11 protein-coding genes are annotated in these 15,318 nt (G+C 69.0%); 3 read left to right on the forward strand and 8 right to left on the reverse strand.

All coding sequences use genetic code 11. From position 1 onward, the window contains the following. Positions 1–5: 5 nt before the first annotated feature. On the reverse strand, positions 6–1,625 hold the full coding sequence (locus tag ADE01S_RS03870; protein WP_062680149.1) for a methyl-accepting chemotaxis protein: 1,620 nt from the start codon (positions 1,623–1,625) through the stop codon (positions 6–8). A 253-nt stretch (positions 1,626–1,878) separates the two neighbouring features. Continuing rightward, positions 1,879–3,348 carry an amidase gene (locus ADE01S_RS03875; protein WP_062680150.1) on the reverse strand — a complete coding sequence of 490 codons (1,470 nt, stop codon included), beginning with the start codon at positions 3,346–3,348 and terminating at the stop codon, positions 1,879–1,881. Between the two features lie 173 nt (positions 3,349–3,521). Between ADE01S_RS03875 and ADE01S_RS03880 the strand changes: the two genes are divergently transcribed. After that, the gene (locus ADE01S_RS03880; RefSeq protein WP_062680151.1) at positions 3,522–3,929 is read left to right on the forward strand and encodes a group III truncated hemoglobin; all 408 of its coding nucleotides are present in this window, start codon (positions 3,522–3,524) and stop codon (positions 3,927–3,929) included. On the opposite strand, the gene ADE01S_RS03885 is transcribed toward ADE01S_RS03880, so the two are convergent. From ADE01S_RS03885 to ADE01S_RS03910, 6 genes are all read right to left on the reverse strand, one after another. Beyond that, positions 3,930–6,233, reverse strand: a complete 2,304-nt coding sequence (locus ADE01S_RS03885) for an ATP-dependent DNA helicase (protein ID WP_062680319.1) — start codon at positions 6,231–6,233, stop codon at positions 3,930–3,932. A gap of 80 nt (positions 6,234–6,313) precedes the next feature. Then, the gene (locus ADE01S_RS03890) at positions 6,314–7,957 is read right to left on the reverse strand and encodes a VRR-NUC domain-containing protein (protein WP_062680152.1); all 1,644 of its coding nucleotides are present in this window, start codon (positions 7,955–7,957) and stop codon (positions 6,314–6,316) included. Positions 7,958–7,992: 35 nt separating this feature from the next. Then, positions 7,993–8,532 carry a P-loop nucleotide/nucleoside kinase family protein gene (locus ADE01S_RS03895; RefSeq protein ID WP_062680153.1) on the reverse strand — a complete coding sequence of 180 codons (540 nt, stop codon included), beginning with the start codon at positions 8,530–8,532 and terminating at the stop codon, positions 7,993–7,995. Between the two features lie 209 nt (positions 8,533–8,741). Then, complete coding sequence (locus ADE01S_RS03900; protein ID WP_062680154.1) at positions 8,742–10,055, reverse strand: c-type cytochrome; 1,314 nt, start codon at positions 10,053–10,055, stop codon at positions 8,742–8,744. A 12-nt stretch (positions 10,056–10,067) separates the two neighbouring features. Further along, a complete protein-coding gene (locus ADE01S_RS03905; RefSeq protein WP_062680155.1) occupies positions 10,068–11,843 on the reverse strand; it encodes a GMC family oxidoreductase in 1,776 nt (591 codons plus the stop codon). Between the two features lie 3 nt (positions 11,844–11,846). Beyond that, on the reverse strand, positions 11,847–12,560 hold the full coding sequence (locus ADE01S_RS03910; RefSeq protein ID WP_062680156.1) for a gluconate 2-dehydrogenase subunit 3 family protein: 714 nt from the start codon (positions 12,558–12,560) through the stop codon (positions 11,847–11,849). A 535-nt stretch (positions 12,561–13,095) separates the two neighbouring features. Here ADE01S_RS03910 and argE point away from each other — a divergent pair. Continuing rightward, entirely contained in the window at positions 13,096–14,307 is a 1,212-nt protein-coding gene (gene argE, locus ADE01S_RS03915; protein ID WP_075873239.1) for an acetylornithine deacetylase, read from the forward strand. Continuing rightward, positions 14,304–15,314, forward strand: coding sequence for a Bug family tripartite tricarboxylate transporter substrate binding protein (locus tag ADE01S_RS03920; protein ID WP_232481982.1), 1,011 nt, complete (start codon positions 14,304–14,306; stop codon positions 15,312–15,314). Before argE ends, ADE01S_RS03920 begins: the two co-directional genes overlap by 4 nt. Positions 15,315–15,318: the final 4 nt, after the last annotated feature.

The following is a 15,318-nucleotide window of genomic DNA, read 5'->3' on the forward strand; positions in this document are numbered from 1 at the left end:
CGTCGTCACACCTTGAAGCGCGACACGCCGCTGCGCAGGTCGTTGGCCACCAGCGTCAGCTCTTCGATGGCCAGCGTGGACTGGCGCAAGGATTCCACCGTCTGCTGCGCCGCGTCGCTCAATTGCTGCAGCGCCTGATTGATCTGTTCGGCGCCGGTGGCCTGCGCCTGCATGCCTTCGTTGACCATCTGCACCCGCGGCGCCAGCGTCTGCACCTGCTGGATGATCTGCGACAGCTGGTCGCCCACCTGCTGCATGTCGGCCATGCCGCGGCGCACTTCCTCGGAGAACTTGTCCATGCCCATGACGCCGGCCGATACCGACGACTGGATCTCGCGCACCATCTGCTCGATGTCGTAGGTGGCGACGGCGGTCTGGTCCGCCAGGCGGCGGATCTCGGTGGCCACGACGACGAAGCCGCGCCCGTACTCGCCCGCCTTCTCGGCCTCGATGGCGGCGTTGAGCGACAGCAGATTGGTCTGGTCGGCCACTTTCGTGATGGTGGTCACGACCTGGGTGATATTGCCCGCCTTCTCGTTGAGGATGGCCAGCTTGGCGTTGACCGAGCCGGCCGCGCCCACCACGTTGCGCATGGTGTCTTCCATGCGCGCGAGCCCCACCTGGCCGCTGCCGGCCAGCGCCGCGGTCTGCTCGGCGGCGCCGGATACCTCGGTCATGGTGCGCACGAGTTCCCGCGAGGTGGCGGAAATTTCCCGCGAGGTCACGCCGATTTCGGTGGTGGTGGCGGCCACTTCCGAGGCGGTCGCCTGCTGCTGCTTGGACGTGGCCGCGATTTCGGTGACCGAAGTGGCCACCTGCACCGCCGAGCGCTGGGTCTTGCCCACCAGCCCCGTCAGCTCGTCCACCATGCCGTTGAAACCGGTCTCGATGGCGTTGAATTCGTCCTTGCGGGCCAGTTTCAGGCGGCGGGTCAGGTCGCCGCCGCCGGTGGATTCCAGCGTCCTGACGATGTCGCGCATGGGATTGGCGATCGCCCGCATCAGCAGGACGCCGCAGACGACGGCCGCGGCGATGGCCATGGCCAGCGACACCAGCATGCCGACTTCCGCGCTTTCGACGGACTTGCGGATCGCGGCGGCGGCCTCGTCGGCCTGCCGCTTGTTCTCGACCACCATCCGGGCCAGGATGTCGCGGCCCTTGTAGAAAGCGGGCCGCAGCTCCGCCTTGATGCGCGCCTGCGCCCGGCCCGGGTCCGCCAGCGTGGCGGGGGCCAGGATGTCGGCGCGGATGCGCTTGTACTCCTGCAATTCCCGCTCGAACTCGTCGAACATCTGGCGGTCGTCCTCGCGCGCGACCGTGCGGCGGTACTGCGCGATGTGGTCTTCCAGCAGTTGGTCGTTCTTGGGCAGCGCTTCCAGGGCGCCCAGGCGCTCCTGTTCGCTATCGGTGCTGAACGCGTCCTGCACCGCCACGAAGCCCGCGAACCAGGAGGCGCGGATCGAGGTGCTGTAATAGATGCCGGGCACGGCGTCGCTGTTGATCAGCTCGGCCTGGGACTCGATGACCAGCAGGCGCCGGTAATCGACCACCACCATCAGGGCCATGATGGCCAGGATGACCATGAAACTGGCCAGGATGCGCTGGCGGAGGGTCAGATTCTTCATGCCGGGAAACCTTTATGCAGTGTCAACTCGCCGATTCGGTCGAAATATTCTGGAACAAGATAGGGCGCGCCGCCCTTCCGAGTATTACGGAATGTGGAGTTCGTCGGCAATTATTGCAAAGGCGTGGGGAGCCAGCCACGAAAAACGCGGAAACGGCCCCGGATAGGGACCGTTTCGTCGGGAAAAAGCAAAGTCCGCTTACAAGGCTTGTGTTTTGGCCCGCCTATGGGTACCAGGGCAGCCGGCAGGCGATTTACTGCCAGAGCGCGGCCGGAGGACGGTCCTGGACCCAGTCGCGAGCCTGCCCGTAGGCATGCGCCAGCCGCAGTACGGCCAGGTCGCCCCGGGGCGGTCCGATCAGCTGCATGCCCATGGGCAGCCCGGTGGCGTTGAACCCTACCGGCACGCTGATGACGGGGCAGCCCGCCAGCGTCCAGGGCGTCACCGTCTCCATCCAGCGGTGATAGGTGTCCATCGGGCGCCCGGCGATCTGCCTGGGCCAGTCCAGCGAAGCGTCGAAGGGGAACACCTGGGCGGACGGCACCGCCAGGTAGTCCACCTCCTCGAACATGCGCAGCACCGTCTGGTACCAGGCGCTGCGCTCTTCGGTGGCCTGGTAGACCTGCCGCGCCGTCATCCCGTCCAGCCCCTCCACCTCCCAGATCAGCGCCGGCTTGACCAACTTGCGCGTCTCGGGGTTCTGCACCAGGGCATGGAACTGCCCGCCCACCATCAGGTGGCGGTGGGCCAGCCAGATCCGCCACAGGCGGTCGCCGGCGAAGGGCACGCGGTAGTCCAGGGCCTCGCAGCCCACCGCCGCCAGGTCGCCCAGGGCGCGCTCGCACAGGTCCAGGATGCCCGGTTCCATGGGCAGGTAGCCGTTCCAGTCGCCCAGCCAGCCCACCCGCTTGCCGCGCAGGTCGGCATCCAGCGGCTGGGCGAATTGCGCCGGGTCGTCCGAGAGCGACAGCGGCACGCGCGGATCGTGGCCGGCCATCACGGACAGCAGCAGGGCCACGTCGCGCGGCGAGCGCGCCATCGGGCCTTCATAGGACAGCTGCTTCAGGAACACTTCGGGCGCCGGCCCGAACGGCACGCGCCCGGCCGACGGCCGCATGCCGTAGACGTTGCAGAAGGCGGCCGGATTGCGCAGCGAACCGCCGAAATCGCTGCCGTCCGCCACCGGCAGCATGCGGGCCGCCAGCGCCGCGGCCGCGCCGCCACTGCTGCCGCCCGCGGTTTTCGCCGGGTTGTAGGGGTTGCCGGTGGTGCCGTACACCCGGTTGTAGGTGTGCGATCCCAGGCCGAATTCGGGCACGTTGCTGCGGCCGATGAAAATGGCGCCGGACGCCCGCATGCGTTCGATCATGATCGAATCATGCGGCGTCACCAGGTCCTTGTAGACGAGCGACCCCATGGAGGTGACCATGTCCCGCACGGCGGTCAGGTCCTTGGGCGCCTGCGGCATGCCGTGAAGCCAGCCCAGCCACTGCCCCGCGTCCAGCTGGGCGTCGCGCTCGGCGGCCTCGCGCATCAGGTCGTCGCTGTCGCGGCGGGCCACGATGGCGTTGAGCTTGGGATTGACGTGGTCGATGTGCGCCAGATAGGCCGCCATGACCTCGCGGCACGACACCTTGCGCAGCCGGATCGCCTCGGACAGCGCATGGGCGGGCATGGCCACGATGTCGTTCAACGGGGCGTCGGCCCGGGGGGCTGTTGGCATGCTTGTCTCCTTGTGGCGCTCCGCCTGCCGGGCGGGCGCAGACGAGATACTACCGAAACCGGGCCGACGGCGCCCGCCTGGCGCAACTTCCGGGGCGCCGCTTGCGCCAGATCAAACCGCCCGCGCCCGCCGCCGCCCTAAGATCGCCTATTGCGCCCCGCCCGGAGACGACCTTGACCGACACCGCCGACCTCTGCACCGAAGCCGAAATCCAGGAACTGGTGCACGCCTTCTACGCCAGGGCGCGCGCCGACGCGGCGCTGGGCCCCGTTTTCGAAAGCCAGGTGCACGACTGGGACGGGCACCTCGCGACCCTGTGCGATTTCTGGTCCGCCGTGCTGCTGGGCACCCGCCGCTTCACCGGCATGCCCATGCCCAAGCACGTCGCCATGCCCAACCTCAGCGCCGAGCTGTTCGAACGCTGGCTGGCGCTATGGCGCGAAACCACCGACGCCCTGCCCAACCGCGCCCTGGCCGACGCCGCCCAGGAAATGGCCCGGCGCATGGCGCGCAGCCTCTGGTACGGCTACCAGCTCAGCCGCGATCCCAGCCAGCCCCTGACGGAACTGCGCCCCGCCTGATCACTCCACCCGCCACCAGCCCGGCAGCAGGCCGCGCACCTTGGCGCGGCGGTAGCGGTCGTCGATCAGGTGCACCGTGCCGACGTCCTGTTCGGTGCGGATCACCCGGCCGGCGGCCTGCACCACCTTCTGCAGGCCCGGATAGAGATAGGTGTAGTCGTAGCCGTTCTCCACGCCGTAGCGCCGATCCATGGCGCGCTTGATGTTCTCGTTCACGGCGTTCACCTGCGGCAGCCCCAGCGTGGCGATGAAGGCGCCGATCAGGCGCTTGCCCGGCAGGTCCACGCCTTCGGAAAAGGCGCCGCCCAGCACGGCGAATCCCACGCCCTGCCCGCTCTCGGAGAAACGCGCCAGGAACGCGGCGCGGCCGGCCTCGTCCATGCCGGGCGTCTGCGTCCAGATCGGCACGCCGGGATGGCGGTCGCGCATCAGGTCGGCCACGCGGCGCAGGTAATCGAAGCTGCTGAGAAAGCCCAGGTAATTGCCCGGCCGCTCGGCGTACTGGCGCGCGATCAGGTCCGCGATGGGCGCGAGCGAGCGCTCGCGGTCGCGAAAGCGCGTGGACACATTGCCCACCACCCGCACCGCCAGCTGCTCGGCCTGGAACGGGGCGGCCACGTCGATCCAGGCGGCGGCCGCCGGCAGGCCCAGCGTGTCGCGGTAGAACTGCTGCGGACTGAAGGTGCCGGAAAACAGCACCGTGGCGTGCGCCGCCGCGTAGCGCCCCGCCAGGTACGGCGCGGGGATCACGTTGCGCACGCACAGGGTCGAGGGCGGCGTCTTGGCGCCCGCGGCGCCCGGGGCGCTCACGGTCACGTCGAACAGCGCGTGCGGGCCGAACTGCTCGGCCAGCCGCATGAAATGCAGGGCCTCGAAATAAAAGGCCAGCACCGGGTCGTCCTGCGCCAGGGGCGACAGGCCCATGTGGTCGGTGATCGCGGCCACCGCCTTCTGCACCGCCGCGAGCACGCCGGCGGGCGCCTCGTCATAGGCCTGGTAGGCCTCGCCCTGCTTCTTGTTCAGGGCGTTCCAGGAACGGTTCAGGCCGTCCAGCGCCTTCTTCAGGGGCTTGGGCGCCGCGTAGCGCGCGGCCGACAGCGCGGCCTGCTCCAGCTCGCCCGTGTACATGCGGCGCGCCCGGTCCACCAGGTTGTGCGCCTCGTCCACCAGCACCGCGACCTTCCACTGGTTGGCCTGGGTCAGCCCGTGCAGCATCGCCGTGGCGTCGTAGTAGTAGTTGTAGTCGCCCACCACCACGTCGCTCCAGCGCGCCATTTCCTGCGACAGGTAATACGGGCACACCTGGTGTTCGGCGGCCGCCAGGCGCAGCGCGGCGGCGTCCAGGCGGACGTGCGCCAGCGCGGCCTCGCGCGCCCGCGGCAGGCGGTCGTAGAAGCCCTGCGCCAGCGGGCAGGACTCGCCATGGCAATCCTTGTCGGGATGCACGCAGGCCTTGTCGCGGGCCTGCATGTCCAGCACCCGCAGGCCCGGCGCCGCGGGCTGCGCGTTGACGGTTTCCAGCGCCTCCAGCGCCAGGGCGCGGCCCGGCCCCTTGGCCGCCAGGAAGAAGAGCTTGTCCAGCCCCGCGCCCGGGCAGGCCTTCAGCAGGGGGAAGATCGTGCCCAGCGTCTTGCCGATGCCGGTGGGCGCCTGCGCCATCAGGCAGCCGCCGTCGCGCGCCGTCCGGTAGGCGGCCACCGCCAGCTCGCGCTGCCCGCTGCGGAAGGCGCCGTGCGGGAACGCCAGCGCCTCCAGCGCCGCGTCGCGCGCCTGGCGATGGGCCAGTTCGCTCGCGGCCCAGGCCAGGAAGCGGCCGCACTGTTCTTCGAAGAACGCCGCCAGCGCCGCCGCCTCGTGCGTTTCCACCAGCACCGTTTCTTCCTCGGTGGCCACGTTGAAGTACACCAGCGCCACCCGCAATTGCGCCAGCCCGCGCGCCTGGCACAGCAGGTGCCCGTAGACCCGGGCCTGCGCCCAATGCGCGGCGCGGTGATTGTCGCGCACGCTTTCCAGCCGGCCGCGATAGGTCTTGATCTCTTCGAGCTGGTTCGCCGCGGGGTCGTAGCCGTCGGCGCGGCCGCGCACAAGCAGGTTCTCGTGCAGGCCGGACAGCGGCACCTCGGTTTCGTAGTCCGGCCCGCGCCGCGCCGTCACCGCCGCATGCCCGGCCATGCCCTCCAGCCCGCTCGGCGCGGGCGTGAAGCGCGAATCCAGATCGCCCGCGCGGGCCGTGAACTCGCACAGCGCCCGCACGGCGACGGAATAGCGCGTCGCCGGGGCGCGCCCGGGCGCGGCGTCTTCCACGGAAGCGCTGCCGGGCGGCGCAGCGGATGCGGCATCTTCCCGGGAGGGGCTGACCGCGGACGCAGCGTGGGCGGCCGCGGTCACGGGGCATCCTCCTGCCAGCTCACGTGGCAAACGCTCACCGGCATGCCGTGCGCCACGCAGTATTCCAGCCAGCGGATCTGGTTGTCCTGCAGCTTGTCGCCCGGCCCCTTGACCTCGATCAGCTCGTAGCGCCGCTCGCCGGGCCAGAAGCGGACCAGGTCCGGCAGGCCCGAGCGGTTGCCCTTGACGTCGCGCAGCAGCCGCGCGAAGAACAGCTTCAGGTGCGCCGCGGGCAGGCAGTCCAGCGCCTGCTCCAGCAGCGGTTCCGACAGCGCCCCCCAGAACACGAAGGGCGACTGCACCCCGCGCTTCTCGGCGTACCGCGCCAGGATGATGTCGCGGTAGCCGGGCGTGTCGAGCAGCGCCAGGCACTCGGCGAAGCGCGCCTCGCGCCGCAGGGGGAAGTCGGGCGAATCGAGGTCGGCCGGCCCGCGCTGGAACGGATGGAAGAACGCGCCGGGCACGGGCGCGAACACGGCCGGCCAGCACAGCAGGCCGAACAGCGAATTGATGAGCGCGTTCTCCACGTAATGGACCGGCGCGTCGTCGCGATGGAGATAGTCGCGCGCCACGAACTCGACCGCGGCCGGCTGGCCGGGCCGCGGCAGGGACAAGTCCCTGCGCTCCACCGCGGGCGGGCGCCGCCGCGCCGGGGCGCTCTGCCCCGCCCCGCGCATCAGGCGCGGCATCATGCGCGCGAGCCGCTGGCTTTCCTCTTCGCTTTCGGGCTCGGCCTGGGCCTGCGCCGCCAGCGCCAGCGCCTCGTCGAACCGCGCCATGCGCTCGTAGACGCGGATGCGGCGGTGGCGCGCGCCGGGGTAGGCGCACAGCGCGTACACCCGCTGCGCGGCTTCCCAATCCTGGGCGCGCTCGCAGGCCTGGCCGATCCGCAGCAGCACCTTGCCGCGCCGCTTCTCCAGCCAGGCGTTATCGCTGGCGCAGGCGTCCACCGCGGGCAGCAGCGCGTCGATCTCCGCGCCGGCTTCCAGGGCCTCGCGGCAGGCGTGCAGCGCCAGGTAGCGATCCACGTCGTCGCGCGCCTGGAAGGCTCGCGACGCGGCGTCGAACGGCACGGTCTCGTACTGGAACACGCCCAGGTCCGCCAGCACGAATTCCGACCAGTCCTGGCGCAGATTGCCGAAGAACATGACGCGGAACCGCTCGCACTGGTCCGCCGCCATCACGCGCCAGACCGGCTCGCCCGCCCGCGGATGCCAGGCGGCATACGGCTGCGCCCGCGGGTGCAGCGGCCGCAGGGCCTCCAGCAGGTCCGCCTTGCGGGCGCCGGCCTTCACCGGCGCGCCCGGAAACACCGCGGCCAGCTCGGCCCGGGTATGCAGGCCGAAGAACTCGTCCAGCGTCATGGGCGCCTCGGCGTCCAGCCAGCCCAGCGCCGCTAGCGGCGCGGCGGCTTCACGGGTGCCGGGGATCTCTTCGTAGGCCAGCCGGGTGGCGCGGAACCAGGGCCCGCGCCGCATCAGCATGCGCACCAGCAGCGCCCGCGACGCTTGCGGCAAGGCCTGGAAATCCGCCAGGAAGCGAAGTTCCGCGTCGTCCAGCAGGTCGGCGTAGCGTTCGGCGATCCACGCCAGGGCGCGCTCGAAATTGTGCAGGTAGTAGTAGCGGTGCGGAGGAAACATCGGCGCGGCCGGATAGCTGGGTATTTATCCAGTAATCATAGCAGGCCCGCCCGCTCCCCGCCGGCCGGAGCGTGGCGGACGATGTCGAAGCCCTCGTCCTCGCCCGGCTCCACGAAATACGCGGTGATCGCGTCGAATTGCGCTTCGCTGGTGGTGTACGGATGGGTGCCCGACGCGTTGCGCGCCCGCAGCCGCGCCTTGCACACGGCGTCCGGCACGTCCAGATAGTGCAGGCGGTGGGCGCAGCCCGCCTGCTCCGCCACCTGGCGCAGCCATTCGCGGCTGCGCCGCGTGTTGGCCGGAAAGTCCAGCACCACCGACAGGCCCGCGCCGGCCAGCGAGGCGACGTGCTCGCCGATCGCGTTGCGCAGCCGGGCGGCGCAGCGGCCGTAGTCCGCCACGTCCAGGATCTCGCCGGGATACAGCGCCGCCAGCCAGCGGTCTTCGCTCAGCAGCATGGTGCAGGGCCCGGACGCCAGCTCGGCGGCCAGCGTGGATTTGCCGGCGCCGATCTTGCCGCACAGAAAGTGCAGGGTCGGCGCCGGAACGCAGGGAGTGGAAAGGGAAAGCGACATCGGGGCTCCTGGGAACGAATACCGGAGGCGGGAGACCCAAACGAAGAAACCCGCCTATGGCGGGTTGTCTGGCAATGTGCTGACGCGCGCTAACCCACCATGCTTGCGATGGCGGGAATAATTCGGGCGAACGAAGGTGGCGGGCGCGTCATGCGAAAGATGATGCGCCGCGCCACCGCGCCTGTCAAATCGCGGGCGCCTCGCCGGCCTCAGCGAGCCGGCTGCGGCGCGGCCCCGACTTCCTTGCGGACCTTGGCCACGTCGGCGGCGCTGACGGCCGCCGCCTTGTTGCCCCAGCTCGACCGCACGAAAGTCACCACGTCGGCCACTTCCTTGTCCGTCATGCGCCAGTCGAAGCCCGGCATGGCGTACGCGGTCGGCGCCGCCGCGGTTCCCGGCATCTGCGCGCCCTTGAGCACGATATGGATGAGGGATGCCGGATCCGCCGAGTTCACCGTGGAGCTGAGCGCCAGTTGCGGGAACGTCTCCGAATAGCCCTTGCCGGTGCTGCGGTGGCAGGCCGCGCAGTTGTTGAGGAAGGCCATGGCGCCATCGCCCTTGTCCTTGCCCGCGCGCAGCGCCTGCGCCACGGAGTCGTCGTAGGCGAGCGCCTGGGTGGCGTCCTTGTTCACCGGCGGCAGGCTCTTCAGGTACGCCGCGATGGCGTTCACGTCGGCGTCGGACAGGTGCTGCGTGCTGTCGCCCACCACCTGCGCCATGCCGCCGAAGGCCGCGGAATGGCCGTTGCGGCCGGACTTCAGGAAAGCCGCGATGTCTTCCTTGCTCCAGCTGCCCAGGCCGTCGGCCATGTCGCCGCGCAGGTTCTTGGCCAGCCAGCCCTCGACCACGCCGCCCGACAGGAAAGCCGAGCCGTCGGCCGCGGTCAGCGCCTTTTCCTGCAAGGCGAAACCGCGCGGCGTATGGCAGGTGCTGCAATGGCCCAGGCCCTCGACCAGGTACTGGCCGCGCAGCAGCGCCTCGCGGTCCGCGCCCGTGAGATCGCTGGCCGCGGGGCCGCTCACCGCGTCGGGCGCGAACATCCAGCGCCACACGCCCAGCGGCCAGCGCATCGACAGCGGCCAGCTGATGTCGGTGTCCTTGTTGGCCTGCTTCACCGGCTGCACGCCATGCATGAAGTAGGCGTACAAGGCCTTCACGTCATCGGGCGTGACCTTGGCGTAGGCCGTGTAGGGCATGGCCGGATACAGCGAATGCCCGTCCTTCGCGACGCCGTGGCGCACCGCCCGGTCGAAGTCCTCGTAGGTGTAGTCGCCGATGCCGGTTTCCTTGTCCGGCGTGATGTTGGTGGAGTAGATCGTGCCCAGCGGCGACTCGATGCCCAGCCCGCCCGCGAACGGCTTGCCGTCCTTGGCGGTGTGGCAGGCGATGCAGTCGCCGGCGCGCGACAGGTACTCGCCCTGCTTGATCATCTGCGCATCGGTCGCGGCCGGCGTGCCGTCGGCCGCCCACGCGGATCCCGCAACCAGGGCGGAGAGCGCCGCAACAATGGTCTGCTTAATCATTGTTCCGTCTCCTTACGCCTGGACCAGCGGGCCGGGGTTCTTCAGGTACTGGTCGCGGATCGCCTGCGCGGCCCAGAAAGCCAGCGCGCCGACCAGGCCGGTCGGGTTGTAGCCCATGTTCTGCGGGAACACGCAGGCCCCCATCACGAACACATTGGACACGTCCCAGCTCTGCAGGTACTTGTTGACCACGCTTTCCTTCGGGTTGGCGCCCATGATGGCCCCGCCCGTGTTGTGCGTGCTCTGGTAGACGCGCGTGTCGTAGCGCGCGCCCTTCTTGCGCACGGCCACGAAGTGCTTCTCCGGCTTCATGGCCTTCGCCACTTCCTCCATGCGCTTGCCCATATGGCCCAGCATGTCGAACTCGTTGTCGTGCCAGTCGAAGGTCATGCGCAGCAAGGGCTGGCCGAAGCTGTCCTTGTAGGTCGGGTCCAGCGAGAGGTACGCGTCGCGGTACGACATCACCGAACCGGAAATGCCGATGGTCATATAGCGCTGGTAGGCGTCCTGCACGCCCGCCTTCCACGCGGTGCCCCAGCTGGGCGTGCCCGGCGTGGTGGGCGTCTGCTTGATGGGTCGCCCGCCGTAGCGCACGTGGCGGATGCTGGCCCCGCCCAGGAAGCCCAGGGGGCCGTGGTCGAACTGGTCGCCGTTCAGGTCGTCCATGCCCACGCCGCCGGCGCCCGTGCCCACGAAGGGATTGAGCTGGGTGCCCTTGGGCAGCAGCACGTTCACCGCGCCGTTCATCTGGTAGGCGTAGTTCTTGCCGACCACGCCCTCGTTGGTCTTGGGATCGTAGGGCTTGCCGATGCCCGAGAGCAGCAGCAGGCGCACGTTGTGCATCTGGTAGGCGGACAGGATCACCAGGTCGGCGGGCTGATCGACCTCGCGGCCCTGCGCGTCGATGTAGGTCACGCCGACGGCCTTCTTGCCGGTCGAATCCAGGTTGACGCGGATCACGTGCGATTGCGTGCGCAGTTCGAAGTTGGGCTTCTTCAGCAGCACCGGCAGGATGGTCGTCTGCGGCGAGGCCTTCGAATACATGTAGCAGCCGTAGTTCTCGCAGAAGCCGCAGAAATTACAGGGGCCCAGGCGCACGCCGTACGGGTTGGTGTACGGGCCGGACGCATTGGCCGCGGGCGCCGGATAGGGATGGAAGCCCACCTCGCGCGCCGCCTTGTCGAACAGCTGCGCGCCGTAGGTGGTGGTGAGCGGCGGCAGCGGGAACTCCCTGCTGCGCTTGCCTTCCAGCGGGTTGCCGCCTTCCACGATCTTGCCGTTCAGGTTGCCGGCCTTGCCCGACGTGCCGCAGACGTACTCGAACTTGCTGAAGTACGGCTCCAGCTCGTCGTAGGTGACGCCGAAATCCTGGATGGTCATGCCTTCGGGAATGAAGTCCTTGCCGTAGCGCGTCTCGTAGCGCGTGCGCAGTTCCAGCTCCTCCGGCAGCACGCGGTAATGCATGCCGTTCCAGTGGAAGCCCGCCCCGCCCACGCCGGTGCCCAGCAGGAACGAACCGTTCTGGCGGTAAGGCACGGCCACGTCGTCCACGCCGTGGCGTATGGTCACGGTTTCCTTGGAGAGATCCTGGAACAGCTTGCCGCGCACGGAATAGGCAAGCTCGTCGATCACCTTCGGGTACTCGGCGTCCTTGGGCGTGTCCTGCATGCCGCCGCGCTCCAGCGCAAGCACGTGCAGGCCGGCCTCGGTCAGCTCCTGGCCCAGGATCGCGCCGGTCCAGCCGAACCCGACCAGCACCGCATCAACTTTCTCTTTTTTGATCGCCATGGCTCAGCCCTTCTCCCCAGAGATCGACACCGGACCGTAGGGGTACTTCACGTTGGGCTGATCCGCCCAGTCCATGTAGTCGGCGCGCGCGCCGGGGAAGCCCACCATCTTCCAGCCCACCATGTTCTTGTTGCCGCCATAGATCGGATCGGCGAAGAACCCTTCCTTGGTGTTCGACAGCAGGAAGCTGAAGAACGTCCGCGAGGGCACGGTGTCGAATTCGATCTTGCCGCCCTGCAGGTCCTTCAGGATCTGCTCCTGCAAGGGCTTGTCGAGGTCCGCGTAGACCTTGCCGTGCGTCTTCATGCACCAGAGATCGCAGGCTTCGATGCCGTTGCGGTAGACCTGGCGCGGGTTCTGGTTCAGCTGATAACCCAGTTCGGGCACCACCTCGGGATGGAACGGCCCCTGCATGTACCAGAGCTTGCCGTGGCCGAAAGGCGTTTCCATCTGGCGGTCGATGAACTCGGGCACGCCGGCCTCGATGGCGCCGGGACCGTACTCGTCGGCGGGAATCAGGTGATCCACCGCCGCGACGATGAAGGCCCATTCGGCCTTCGTGAAATAAGTGGGTTCATAAGGCTTGGCCGGGCGCGCGGCGGCGCTTTCCGTTCCGTTGGTACAGCCGGTGGTCATTGCGCCCACCGCCAACGTCGACGCCGGCACGATTGCCAACGCCTGCAGAAACCGCCTGCGCGGCTTTGCGTCTTCTGTCATAGACATCTCCGTGAATACTCCAAGTTGCCCTAGCGCGCGAGCGAACATGACCTGGAAACACGAACCGCCGAGCTAGTGACAACACGCTCTTCGCTTGCAGAAAAACGACCGCTTCCGTGAAAAGGGACACAAGAAGCGGTGCCGCCATTATGCGCTTTTTGGAGCAACTGATACGCTCACTTGACCATATCAGACAGATTTTCTTGACATGAAAATATCTTTTGCTTTAAGGACTACGTAAGCGGTCCTGGACGGTGGGTCTTGGCTGACATGGCGATGAACGATCAGGGCCACCGATGGCCTGATGGGGAGCCCGCGCGGTGCCATCGCGAGGCGCAGCCGGGCCTCGTCCGGGCCCTCGCATCCAGCGCGGCGCACGTCATCCGGCGCCTGCCCGATGGCAGGAGGCGATCCTTCCGAAGCGCGCAAATGCGGGGCCGAACGCATTAACAACGCTAATAGGACGCTCTGTTAATTTAATTAGTCCTGCCTCCCTCCGACACTTACAGTGTCATCGATTCATGGGAGGGAACACGTGTCGCAGCACCAAGAACCCACAAGCCGGACGCTGGACATCCTGTCCGCCTTGATCGCCTTTCCCACCGTCAGCCGGGACTCGAACCTGGGCCTGATCGAATGGGTGCGCGACAGCCTGCGCAGGCAGGGCATCGGCGCGCGCCTCAGCTACGATGCCACCGGCGCCAAGGCCAATCTGTTCGCCACCATCGGGCCCGACCTGCCCGGCGGCATCGTGCTGTCGGGACACACCGACGTGGTGCCCGTCGACGGCCAGGACTGGAGCAGCGATCCGTTCAAGGCGCGCATCGCCGGCGGCCGCCTCTACGGCCGCGGCGCCTGCGACATGAAGGGATTCCTCGCGGCCGTGCTTGCGTCCGTCGACCGCCTCGCGGCGGCGGACCTGCGTCGTCCGGTCCACCTGGCCTTCACCTATGACGAAGAAGTCGGCTGCAAAGGCGTCAGGACGCTGCTGGCCGACCTCCAGGCCGCGCGGATCGCGCCCGCGGCCTGTATCGTGGGCGAGCCCACCGAGATGCAGGTCGTGACGGCCCACAAGGGCAGCCGCAACTACCGCTGCTGCGTCCGCGGCAAGGAGGCCCACGCCTCGCGCACGCAGGACGGCGTCAATGCCATCGAATACGCCGCGCGCCTCATCGGCCACATCCAGGACCTCGCCGACGAATACGCCGAGGCGCCGCGCCCGGACAGCGCCTTCGACACGCCTTACGACACCCTGCAGACCGCCCTCGTCACCGGCGGGCTGGCGCGCAACATCGTGCCGCGCGACTGCGAATTCATCTTCGGCTACCGCTACCTGCCCGACAGCGACCCCGACCGCATCGTCGGCAGCATCCAGGACTACGCCCGCGACCAGGTGCTGCCGCGCATGCGCAGGCGGCACGCGGCGGCCGACATTCTGTTCGAAAAGCAATCCGACAATCCCGCGCTGCGCCCCGGCCCCAACGCCGCCATCGCCCGCTTCGTCATGGGCCTGTCCGGCGCCGGACACGCCGGCCCGCACGTCAGCTACATGACGGAAGGTGGGCTCTACCAGCAGGCCGGCGTCGCTTCCGTGATCTGCGGGCCGGGCAGCATCGAGCAGGCCCACCGGCCGGACGAATACGTGGAACTGAGCCAGCTCGCGCGCTGCGAAACCATGATCGCCGCGCTGTGCGAGCACGCCGCCGAATTCCAGACCGATACGGAAACGACAGGAGAAGCCCGATGATCCCCCAAGCCACCGGCGCGCTGCGCCGCGCGCCGGCCGCCCTCATGGCCGCGCTGCTGTTCCCCTTGTGCGCGCAGGCGCAAACGCAGGCGCCCGCGCCGCTCAAGGACTACCCGCGGCAAGCCATCACGCTGATATCGCCCTTCCCGCCCGGCGGCGGCAACGACGGCGTCGCCCGCCTGCTGGCCAACGAGCTGGGCCGCATCACCGGCCAGTCCGTGGTGGTCGAGAACCGGTCCGGCGCCGGCGGCAACATGGGCACGGCGGCCGTGGCCCGCGCCAAGCCCGACGGCTATACCCTGGTGCTGTCGCAGAACAGCGTGATGGCGGTGAACCCCGCCATCTACAAGAACACCGGCTTCGACGCGCTGAAGGACTTCACCCCCGTGTCGCAGATCACCTCGGCCCCGCTCGCGCTCGTCGTGCGCAAGGAAAGCCCCTACCTCACGCTGGCCGACTACCTGAACGACGCCCGGGCCCGGCCCGGCGCCGTCACTTACGCCACGCCCGGCAACGGCACGCTGTCGCACCTGACCGGCGTGCTGCTGGCGCGGCAGAAAGACCTGTCGCTCGTGCACGTGCCGTACCGGGGCGCAGGCCCTGCCGTCAACGACCTGCTCGGGGGCACGGTGGACATGCTGATCACCTCGCCTCCCTCGGTCGAGTCCCTGGTCACCGGCGGCAAGCTGCGCGTGCTGGGCGTCACCCACGAAAGCCGCATCGGCGCGTTCGAGCAGGCGCCCACGCTGGCCGGACAGGGCATCGCCGACGTCTCCATCGAAGGCTGGTACGGCGTGTTCGCGCCCGCCGGCACGCCGCCCGAACGCGTGGCGTACCTGGCCGCCGCGATCAGCCAGGCGGCGCGCGCGCCGGCCGTGCTCGACAAGATCCGCCAGGACGGCGCCGAAGTCGTCGCCAGCGAACCCGCCGCGTTCGCCCGCAAGCTGCAAGACGAAACGACCTACTGGGCCGGCGTCGTCAAGACGGCGAAGCTGGCGGTGGACTAGGGCC

Origin of the sequence: Achromobacter denitrificans NBRC 15125 (genome assembly GCF_001571365.1) — a bacterium.
In the GTDB taxonomy this organism is placed as follows: domain Bacteria; phylum Pseudomonadota; class Gammaproteobacteria; order Burkholderiales; family Burkholderiaceae_B; genus Achromobacter; species Achromobacter denitrificans.